The following is a 9,872-nucleotide window of genomic DNA, read 5'->3' on the forward strand; positions in this document are numbered from 1 at the left end:
GAGCTAAAAGTTGAATTTTAAAAAATAATAAGTTTCCTTTTAAAGGAGATGTCCGAAGGACAATGGGACAAAATAAAAGAACATATAAAATTATTTTATCAGGAGGTGGAACAGGTGGCCATATCTATCCAGCTATTGCAATTGCTAATGAATTAAAGCAACGTTATCCTGATGCTGAATTTTTATTTGTAGGAGCCAAAGACCGAATGGAAATGGATAAAGTGCCACAAGCTGGTTATGAAATTGAAGGGCTTTGGATTTCGGGTATTCAACGTGAGTTGACATTGAAAAATTTAAGCTTTCCTTTTAAGCTAATAAGTAGTTTGTATAAAGCAAGACAGATAGTAAGCAGATTTAAACCAGATGTGGTAATTGGAACTGGTGGATTTGCTAGCGGACCACTATTACAAGTCGCTAGTTCGAAAGGGATACCATGTTTAATTCAGGAACAAAATTCCTTTCCGGGAATAACCAATAAGCTGCTTTCTAAAAATGTAGATAAAATTTGTGTGGCTTATGATGGTTTGGAACGATTTTTTCCTGAAAATAAAATAATAAAAACAGGAAATCCTGTTAGACAAGGGTTGTTGGATATCGATTCTAAAAGAGAAAAGGCTTTAGAGTTTTTCGGTTTAAGTAAGGAGAAAAGAACCTTATTTGTTTTAGGGGGAAGTTTAGGAGCAAGACGTATTAATGAGTTAATAGAAAAGGAATTTGATTTTATATTAACACAAAACATGCAGATTATCTGGCAGTGTGGAAAACTGTATTACGATAAGTATAAAATTTATGATAATACCAAACACATTCAAGTTCATGATTTTATAAACAACATGGATTTAGCTTATGCAGCGGCCGATGTAATAATATCCCGCGCTGGAGCAAGTTCTGTATCAGAATTGTGTATAGTTGGAAAACCTGTCATATTTATTCCTTCGCCAAATGTGGCCGAGGACCATCAAACAAAAAATGCTATGGCTGTTGTTAATGAAAAAGCAGCTTTGCTAATTAAAGAAGCAGATTTAGAAGTAGATTTTGAAAATGCCTTTTCACAACTAATGGCGTCTTCAGAAAAACAAGCTGAATTAAGTGTTAATATAAAAAAGTTAGCATTAGTGGACGCCACAAATCATATAGTTGACGAAGTAGAAAAACTGTTAAACAAGTAAATTGTAGTTCGAGTTTAATCGAGGCTAAAAAGAATATGAATTTAGACAACATAGATAACGTATATTTTATAGGAATTGGAGGTATAGGTATGAGTGCTTTAGCCAGATATTTCCATGCCAAAAATAAGCGTGTTGCTGGATACGATAAAACCCCAACGGATATTACTGCCGATTTGGAAGCTATCGGTATTCAAGTTCATTTTGATGATTCTGTGGCAAATATACCCGAGCCTTTTTTTAATTATGAAACTACTTTAGTTGTTTATACACCAGCCGTTCCTAAATCGAATATGGAATTGGTTTATTTTAAAAATGAACTAGGTTATACACTTTTAAAGCGTTCTCAAGTTCTTGGGTTAATTACTGAAAACACCTTTTGCCTAGCAGTAGCCGGTACCCATGGAAAAACAACAACAACCAGTATTTTAGGACATTTGTTAAATGAATGTGAGGTTCCTGTAACTGCTTTTTTAGGAGGAATAAGCGAAAACTATAATTCAAATTTAATTCTAAGGGGAACCGAGGTTACCGTGGTAGAGGCCGACGAATTTGATAGGTCATTTTTAACGCTTTCTCCAGATATAGCATGTATTACTTCAATGGATGCAGACCATTTGGATGTTTATGGAGATGCTTCAGAATTGATAAAATCCTTTGGAGATTTTTCTAGAAAAGTGAAAGAAAATGGTAAGTTGTTTGTGAAAAATGGATTACCAATTAAAGGCTTGACTTATGGAATTGAGGATCAATCAGATTATTCAGTTCACAATATAAAAATAGAAGATGGCGCCTATGTTTTTGATGTAAAAACCCCAAAAACAACACTTGAAAATTTACGATTTAATCTACCTGGTAGACATAATTTGTCGAATGCATTAATAGCCTTGGCGATGGCTGTAGAATATGGTTGCCCTCACCAACAGCTCGCCAATGCTTTAGCATCTTATAAGGGAGTTAAACGAAGATTTTCATATCATATAAAAACAGAGGAGCTTGTTTATATTGATGATTATGCGCATCATCCAGAAGAAATAAATGCTGTTTATCATGCCGTTCGGGAAATGTATCCTGGAAAAAAAGTGCTGGTAGTTTTTCAGCCTCATTTATATAGTAGAACAAGTGATTTTGTAGACGATTTTGCTAAAAGTTTATCCCAATTCGATGAGGTAGCTCTCTTGGAGATTTATCCAGCAAGAGAACTGCCAATGGAAGGTGTTAGCTCGGAATGGTTGTTGGGTAAAATTAAAAATACGAATAAGCAGCTTATCGCTAAAAATGAAATTATTTCAAAAATAAAGGAAAGTCAGGCTCAGGTAGTATTAACACTTGGAGCTGGAGATATAGGAGAAGAAGTTAAACATATTAAAAAAGCATTGCAGGTTGAAAATTAACTGGAATTACATAAAAATGATTGCTTTACTATTTTTAGTAGTGTTCTTGTATGCCTTTTCATCAGCAAAAAATAAGGTTAGAAAAGTGTCTGATCCTGTTATTAATTTTAAGGGAGATGATAATCTTTTCATAACCCATGAAAATGTTAGTAAGTTGTTAATACTAAATGGAGAAGGGCTTGTAAATAAGCCTAAAGAAAGTTTAGATTTGAATGTTTTGGAAACTGCCCTAAATTCTAACCAAACAATTAAGTCTGCTCAAGTATATTTATCTGTAAACGGATTACTTACAGTAGATATTGAGCAAAAAAAACCTATAGCCAGAGTACGTACGGATGCATCTTTTTATATAGATGACGAAGGTAGTTATATGCCATTGTCATCTAATTATACTGCGCGGGTACCTTTAGTTACAGGAAATATTGATAAAAATGACCTTTCAAATGTGTTTGTAGTTGCTAAAAAAGTAAATGAAGATGAGTTTTTAAAAAAACATGTGATAGAGATTCAACAAACAAAAGATCAACAGTACTTTTTAAAACTCAGACAAAGCCGCTTTACAGTGCAGCTTGGAGGGTTGAAAAATTTAGATAAAAAAATAATGAATTTAAAAGCATTTTATAAAAAGGCTTTAAAGGAGAAGTCGCTCGATAATTATAAGAATGTTAATTTACAGTTTGATAGTCAGGTTGTGTGCACCAAAATATAAACTATGGAAAAAAATATTGCAGTAGGATTAGACATAGGGACCACAAAAATTGTGGCCATGATTGGTCGTAAGAATGAATATGGGAAAGTTGAAATACTAGGAATTGGAAAATCTAAAAGTCTAGGTGTGCATCGTGGTGTAGTTAATAATATTACACAAACGATACAATCTATTCAACTTGCAACCCAAGAAGCAGAGGCAGCATCAGATTGTAAAATTGAAAATGTAACGGTTGGTATTGCAGGGCAACATATAAGAAGTTTGCAACACAGCGATTATATAACAAGATCAAATTCCGATCAGGTTATAGATGAAGACGATATTGATCGTTTAATTAATCAAGTTCATAAACTGGTTATGCTGCCTGGTGAAGAAATTATCCATGTGCTTCCTCAAGAATATAAAGTTGATGGTCAGGCAGAAATTACAGAGCCAGTAGGAATGTATGGTGGCAGACTAGAAGCTAATTTTCACGTGGTGGTTGGTCAGGTTACCTCTATGAGGAACGTAGGACGTTGTATAAAAAGTGCCGGACTAAACTTAGAGGGAATCACTCTTGAGCCTTTAGCTTCAGCCCATGCCGTTTTAAGTCGTGAAGAAAAAGAAGCTGGAGTTGCATTAATCGATATAGGAGGTGGAACAACAGATTTAGCAGTTTTTAAAGATGGTATTATTCGGCATACAGCTGTAATCCCATTTGGTGGAAACGTCATAACAGAAGACATTAAGGAAGGTTGTTCAATTATTGAAAAACAGGCAGAACTTTTAAAAGTGAAATTTGGCTCAGCTTGGCCAGGTGAAAATAAGGATAACGAAATTGTGTCCATTCCAGGACTAAGAGGAAGGGAACCAAAAGAAATAACCTTAAAAAACCTATCTAAAATTATTCATGCGAGAGTTGTAGAAATAATTGAGCAGGTTTATTCCGAAATTAAAAATTACGGACATGAAGAGCAAAAAAAGAAACTTATTGCTGGAATTGTTTTAACCGGTGGAGGTGCCCAATTAAAACATTTAAAGCAATTGGTTGAATACATTACAGGAATGGATACAAGAATAGGTTATCCAAACGAACATTTAGCCGGAGATAGTGACGGCGATATTACAAGTCCTCAGTTTGCTACTGCAGTTGGTTTAGTTATGGACGGTTTGAAAAGACAAGAAAGAAAAAAAGCAGAAAAAATTATTGAAGAGGCCGTAGAAAATGAAGCAGTAGTAGAAGATGAGGAGGAAGAAGAAAAAGAAGTTATTAAGCCTCGAAAACTTTCGTTTCTAGAAAAGTTTACTGATAAGATGAGAGACTTTTTAGACAGCGTTGAATAAAATTAGTACAAAAAAATAATCCAAAAAGATATTTTAAATATCGCAAAAAGTAATAGAATCATTAAAAAACGAAATTCATGAGCAGCAACAAAGAATTCGAAAACAGCATTTCATTCGATTTACCTAAAAATCAATCAAATGTTATTAAGGTTATAGGAGTTGGAGGAGGAGGTAGTAATGCCATTAATCACATGTTCCAACAAGGTATAAAAGGAGTAGATTTTGTAATCTGTAATACAGATGCACAAGCACTACAAAATAGTGGAGTACCAAATAAAATTCAATTGGGGTTAAACCTAACTGAAGGATTGGGAGCAGGAGCAAACCCTGATGTTGGAGAACAATCTGCAATAGAAAGTTTTGAAGACATACAACGCATGTTAGATACCAATACAAAAATGGTGTTTATTACTGCTGGAATGGGTGGAGGAACTGGAACAGGAGCAGCTCCAATAATTGCTAAAATGGCTAAGGATTTAGATATTTTAACTGTAGGAATTGTAACTATGCCTTTCCAGTTTGAAGGAAAAATGCGTAACCAACAAGCACAAATAGGAATAGAAAACTTACGTAGTTGTGTCGATTCTTTAGTAGTTATTAATAATAATAAACTTCGTGAAGTTTACGGGAATCTTGGGTTTAAAGCAGGGTTTTCTAAAGCAGACGAAGTCCTATCTACAGCAGCAAGAGGTATTGCTGAAGTAATTACACATCACTATACGCAAAACATCGATTTACGTGATGCTAAAACCGTTCTAAGCAATAGTGGAACCGCTATCATGGGGTCTGCTACTTCTTCAGGGCAAAATAGGGCGAAAGAAGCTATTAGTAGAGCATTGGATTCCCCTTTGTTAAACGATAATAAAATTACCGGAGCCAAGAATGTATTGCTGCTTATTGTATCTGGTGCTCAAGAAATTACTATTGATGAAATAGGTGAAATTAACGATCACATTCAAAATGAAGCTGGTCATGGTGCCAATATTATTATGGGTGTTGGTGAAGACGAATCTTTAGAGGAGTCTATTTCTGTTACTATTATTGCAACTGGATTTAATATCGATCAACAAGATGAAATTTCAAATACCGAAGTAAAAAAGGTTATTCATCCATTGGAAGACGACAATCCTTTAGAAAGAGAATTGACAAAAAAGGAACAGGCACCGGCAATCATTAAACCACTTATTGAATTAGAGGATAAGACCAAAACTCCTGTGGTTAAGCATACTTTAAATTTTGAAGAAGAAGAAAGTTTTGCTACAACAAAAAAAGAAGCTTCTAATAATGAGTTCATACCAACCACAGAAGCTATTAAGAATATTGATGTTGATTATAAAGAAGTTTCAACTAATATAGAATCAGATGATTTCGTTATTACTGAAGTTTCAAAGAAAGTAGAGGAAGACAAATTTGAAATTGAAGAAGAAAGACAAATAACTCTAACTTTTGATATGCCAATTAGTAATACTAAAACGTTTGAAAAAGAAGAGGACGAAGCTCCGGAAATATTTCATTTAGACGACAGTATAAAGGACATTCCAGTTAATAACCCTGTAGAGGTTATTCCTGTTACAGAAACAAATGCAAAAGGCGAAACTCGATACGCTTTAGATGATTATTTTGAAATGGAATCTGGAATAAACAACCATCAAAGTCAGAAAAAAACTATTGAAATTCCTAAAGAATTGGATAATGAAATCGTGTTTGAAAGAAAAACGATTAATGAACCAGCAGTTAAGGAAACAACTGAAGAAATAGATCCATTGCATAGTCCAATCTCTGATTTACTTAAAGAACGAGCCGAAGAGCGCAGACGTAAAATGAAGGATTTCAATTATAAATTCAATAATGCTAAAATTGACGATATAGAGCGAGTACCTGCATACAAACGTCGTGGTATTGATATAGATGATACACAACATTCATCTGTTTCTAGTATGTCAAGAACTAGTGTTAGTATAGATGATAACGACGAAATACAATTTAGAAGCAACAATTCCTTCTTACATGATAATGTTGATTAATAGCAATTAAGTTTAATGTGAGTGCTTCATCGAAAACCCGAGAAATCCTGTTGATTTCTCGGGTTTTTAAATTGATGCCTTTTTCACTTCTTAGAAAACAGTATATAAAAAGACAGGTAATTCTTGCCTTAACTAAAAATGCCTGCCTTTAGATGTGTTATTAAATGCCTACTTTTTTATATCTTCGTAGGCTCTTAACAAAATATAAAAATGAGTTTAGAACAAGATATCATGACGGCTTTAAAAGACGCCATGAAAAGTAAAGATCAAACAGCGTTAACGGCTTTACGAGCTGTTAAATCAGCCATTTTGTTGGCTCAAACGGAAAACGGGTCTAAGGAAGCGTTAACAGAAGAACAAGAGCTTAAAATACTCCAAAAACAAGTTAAACAACGTAGGGATAGTGCTGCTGTTTATTTAGATCAAGGCCGTAAGGATTTGGCAGAGCCAGAATTGGCAGAGGCGGAGGTTATTTCACAATTTTTACCTGAAGCTCTTACAGAAGAAGAGATTGAAAAAGTAGTTGTTATGACTATTGAAAGTATCGGAGCAGAAGGCATGAAAGATATGGGGAAAGTTATGGGTATTGTTAGTCAGGAATTAGCTGGGCAAGCAGATGGAAAGACTATTTCAAATATAGTAAGAGCTAAGTTGTCTTAAAATATAAATATTATTGGACCTTTTAAGTCTTTAAATCTTGAAAGGTTTTAATGGCTGCGTAGTTCAACTGGATAGAATATCAGATTTCGGCTCTGAGGGTTGGGGGTTCGAATCCCTTCGCGGTCACAAACAAAAAAAAGCTGTATTTCAAATCAAGTTGCTTGAATTTGTAATACAGCTTTTTCGTTTTAAATATTTAGCTCAGAAATATGTCTATTTACAATGCTGTTTATTTGCTTGTCTGCATGATTTTTATCATTCTTTTTAATGATTTAGAGAACTATCTTTAGGAAAGAATTTAAAACCTAGATGATGAAACAAAGAGCGCCTATTTCAAATATCATGACAAAGGAAGTCATTACTTTAAGTTGTAAAGACGATTTAGAAACTGCAGAGCAAATTTTCAAAAAAAATAAAATTAGGCATATTCCGGTAGTTAGTGGCGATAAAATAATTGGTATGTTAAGCTATACCGATTTATTAAGAATTAGCTTTGCTGATGCTGTAAATGAAGATGAAGAATCGGTAGATACTGTTGTATACAATATGTTTACTATTGAACAGGTTATGGCTAAAAACTTGACCACAGTTACATCAACAACAAGCATCAAGGAGGTAGCTGAAATTTTGGCTAAAAAAGAGTTTCATGCCTTGCCGGTTGTAGATAACAAAAAGTTAGTAGGTATTGTTACTACTACCGATTTAATAAAGTATTTAATTGAACAACTCTAACTAGTAGATAGCTCAATAAATAAAAAAAGCTCCAAAGGGAGCTTTTTTTTATGAATTTGCAATCTGTTTTAATTGCTTTATTGTTTCTGTAGGATTAGCACTTTTAAAGACATGGCTTCCTGCAACAAAAGCATTTGCACCACAGGCCACCAATTGTTTTATGTTTTTGTCCGTTACACCGCCATCAATTTCAATGATGGTGTTTAAACCTTGCTCATCAATCATACGTCTTAGTTTTTTAATTCTGTTGTAGGTCATCTCTTCAAATTTCTGACCTCCAAAACCTGGATTGATAGACATAAGTAATACCATATAGCATTTTGGTAGAATATCCTCTAGAACAGAAATTGGTGTTGTTAAATTTAAAACTACACCAGCCTTGCATCCTGCATCTTCTATTTGAGTAAGTGTTCTGTGTAAATGCACTGTCGATTCGTAATGTACTGTAATAATATCAGCTCCAACTTTAGCAAATTCTTCAATATAGCGTTCGGGTTTTTCAATCATTAAGTGCACGTCTAACGGTTTAGTAGCGTGTTTTTTTATGGCTTGAATTACTGGCATACCGTAAGAAATGTTTGGTACAAAATGTCCATCCATTACATCTATATGAAACCAGTCGGCATCACTGTTATTAACCATTTCTACATCGCGTTGCATGTTGCCAAAGTCGGCAGCCAACATGGAAGGTGCTATTATTTTCGAGTTCATTGTTGTGTTGTTGTTTTGTTTGTGCAAAGATAGATAAAAAATAGGTTTGCATTCAGCAGTTTTCAATGCTAGTCTACGTACGGCTAAATGGAAGGTGTTTTCCTTAGAATATGAATAAGGAATGGTATAAAAAAAATGAAGCCAGAGTAATCAGCTCTGGCTTCTTTCATCAATCAAAAAACGAACAGTTATTCCACACGTAAGCGTGTAAATCTGATACTGTTTGTTACTGAAAAATTCCAATTTTAAAAACCTTAAACAACTGAAGTTTAAGTCTTTTTTAATTGGAATTTAATAGGTTTAACCTAGGTAAGTTTTTAATATTTTACTTCTAGATGTGTGTTTTAATCTGCGAATCGCTTTTTCTTTAATTTGTCTAACACGTTCCCTAGTTAGGTCAAACGTTTCACCAATTTCCTCTAAAGTCATAGGGTGTTGATTTCCTAAGCCAAAGTATAAACGGATTACGTCTGCTTCACGAGGTGTTAAAGTTTCAAGAGCTCGTTCAATTTCTGTACGTAAAGATTCGTGTAGTAAATCTCTATCTGGATTTGGTGACTCTCCACTATTTAATACATCGTATAAGTTAGAGTCTTCTCCTTCAACTAATGGAGCATCCATACTTACGTGGCGGCCGGAATTTTTCATAGACTCCTTAACGTCGTTAATGGTCATGTCTAATTCTTTTGCAATTTCTTCTGCACTTGGCGGACGTTCGTGAGCTTGTTCTAAAAATGCAAATGTTTTATTTATTTTATTAATAGAACCAATTTTATTTAAAGGTAAACGAACAATACGAGATTGCTCGGCCAAGGCTTGTAAAATAGATTGTCTAATCCACCAAACAGCGTAAGAAATAAATTTAAAACCACGAGTCTCATCAAAACGTTGTGCGGCTTTTATAAGTCCTAAATTTCCTTCGTTAATTAAATCTGGTAAGGTTAAACCTTGATTTTGATATTGCTTAGCTACCGAAACAACGAAACGTAAGTTAGCTTTTGTCAACTTTTCTAAAGCAAGTTGATCTCCTGCTTTAATACGTTGTGCTAATTCTACTTCCTCGTCTGCAGTAATTAAGTCAACTTTTCCAATTTCTTGAAGATATTTGTCTAGGGAAGCGGTTTCTCTATTGGTAACCTGCTTGGTAATTTTA

General features: G+C 34.2%; 9 protein-coding genes and 1 tRNA gene. 8 read left to right on the top strand and 2 right to left on the bottom strand.

The genetic code is table 11. The features are described from left to right. The first annotated feature begins 62 nt into the window (after window positions 1–62). From murG to VKY41_RS11050, 8 genes are all read left to right on the top strand, one after another. A complete protein-coding gene (gene murG, locus VKY41_RS11015; protein ID WP_500814508.1) occupies window positions 63–1,169 on the top strand; it encodes an undecaprenyldiphospho-muramoylpentapeptide beta-N-acetylglucosaminyltransferase in 1,107 nt (368 codons plus the stop codon). A gap of 35 nt (window positions 1,170–1,204) precedes the next feature. Beyond that, window positions 1,205–2,560, top strand: a complete 1,356-nt coding sequence (gene murC, locus VKY41_RS11020; RefSeq protein ID WP_500814509.1) for a UDP-N-acetylmuramate--L-alanine ligase — start codon at window positions 1,205–1,207, stop codon at window positions 2,558–2,560. 16 nt (window positions 2,561–2,576) lie between these two features. Further along, on the top strand, window positions 2,577–3,269 hold the full coding sequence (locus tag VKY41_RS11025) for a cell division protein FtsQ/DivIB (protein ID WP_500814510.1): 693 nt from the start codon (window positions 2,577–2,579) through the stop codon (window positions 3,267–3,269). Between the two features lie 3 nt (window positions 3,270–3,272). Continuing rightward, window positions 3,273–4,592, top strand: a complete 1,320-nt coding sequence (ftsA, locus tag VKY41_RS11030) for a cell division protein FtsA (RefSeq protein ID WP_500814511.1) — start codon at window positions 3,273–3,275, stop codon at window positions 4,590–4,592. Between the two features lie 77 nt (window positions 4,593–4,669). Further along, a complete protein-coding gene (gene ftsZ / locus VKY41_RS11035; RefSeq protein ID WP_500814512.1) occupies window positions 4,670–6,616 on the top strand; it encodes a cell division protein FtsZ in 1,947 nt (648 codons plus the stop codon). Between the two features lie 210 nt (window positions 6,617–6,826). After that, window positions 6,827–7,276, top strand: coding sequence for a GatB/YqeY domain-containing protein (locus VKY41_RS11040; RefSeq protein ID WP_500814513.1), 450 nt, complete (start codon window positions 6,827–6,829; stop codon window positions 7,274–7,276). A gap of 52 nt (window positions 7,277–7,328) precedes the next feature. Then, window positions 7,329–7,402, top strand: a tRNA-Arg gene (locus VKY41_RS11045). A 186-nt stretch (window positions 7,403–7,588) separates the two neighbouring features. Then, complete coding sequence (locus VKY41_RS11050) at window positions 7,589–8,008, top strand: CBS domain-containing protein (RefSeq protein ID WP_500814518.1); 420 nt, start codon at window positions 7,589–7,591, stop codon at window positions 8,006–8,008. A 48-nt stretch (window positions 8,009–8,056) separates the two neighbouring features. Here VKY41_RS11050 and rpe read toward each other — a convergent pair whose 3' ends face one another. Beyond that, a complete protein-coding gene (rpe, locus tag VKY41_RS11055) occupies window positions 8,057–8,719 on the bottom strand; it encodes a ribulose-phosphate 3-epimerase (protein WP_500814514.1) in 663 nt (220 codons plus the stop codon). 300 nt (window positions 8,720–9,019) lie between these two features. Continuing rightward, the coding region (locus VKY41_RS11060; RefSeq protein WP_500814515.1) for a sigma-70 family RNA polymerase sigma factor at window positions 9,020–9,872 on the bottom strand (853 nt) is incomplete at its 5' end.

The sequence above is a fragment of the Xanthomarina sp. genome, from assembly GCF_035306605.1.
GTDB lineage: Bacteria > Bacteroidota > Bacteroidia > Flavobacteriales > Flavobacteriaceae > Xanthomarina.